Annotated in this window: 1 protein-coding gene; it reads right to left on the bottom strand. The window is 43.3% G+C overall.

Annotated features, from left to right (window positions below):
* Window positions 1-183: 183 nt before the first annotated feature.
* Window positions 184-877, bottom strand: a 694-nt coding sequence (locus tag R7P74_RS25470) for an NAD(P)(+) transhydrogenase (Re/Si-specific) subunit beta (RefSeq protein WP_318123424.1), incomplete at its 5' end; no start/stop codon positions are given.

Below are 877 nucleotides of genomic sequence, written 5' to 3'. Positions count from 1 at the left end.
CAAAACCGAGCAAAAACTGTTTAATCAAACTGTTACCGTCACTTGTTACATTAGCCAAAACTATACATCAATCTACAAGCAATTGACATTAGCTGACTTAAGGATTTGCATTACTATAACATTGAAACGGAACAAAAAAGGGCCAGCAAGTGCTGACCCTGTATAGTTTTAAAACAATTTCGATTACAACGCTTTAAAAATCGCCTCTACGCTTTCTTTAGCGTCGCCAAACAGCATCGAAGTGTTTTCTTTAAAGAACAGTGGGTTCTGAACGCCCGCGTAACCAGTATTCATTGAACGCTTGAATACGATGACGTTTTTCGCGTTCCACACTTCCAATACAGGCATGCCAGCAATTGGACTGTTCGGATCTTCTAGCGCTGCTGGGTTTACAGTATCGTTCGCACCAATAACCAGAACCGTATCTGTTTCTGAGAAATCATCATTGATTTCGTCCATTTCCAGAACGATGTCGTATGGTACTTTCGCTTCTGCAAGTAGCACGTTCATGTGACCAGGCAGACGACCCGCGACAGGGTGAATACCAAAACGAACTTCAATACCTTGTGAACGAAGTGCATCAGTAATTTCATGCACCGGGTACTGCGCTTGCGCTACTGCCATGCCGTATCCTGGAGTGATGATTACTGACTTCGAGTTTTTCAGCATTTCAGCCACTTCTTCAGCAGTGGTTTCACGGTGTTCGCCCTGCTCTTCATCACTTGAAATAATAATCTCTTGACCAAAGCCACCAGCAATAACACTGATAAACGAGCGGTTCATCGCTTTACACATGATGTATGACAGAATCGCACCTGAAGAACCAACCAAAGCACCTGTTACGATTAATAGGTCGTTTGCAAGCATGAAACCTGCT

It is taken from the genome of Vibrio sp. 2033 (assembly GCF_033339735.1).
Note: the sequence above shows the minus strand (reverse complement) of the source record. Positions and strands in the feature narration are given on the sequence as shown.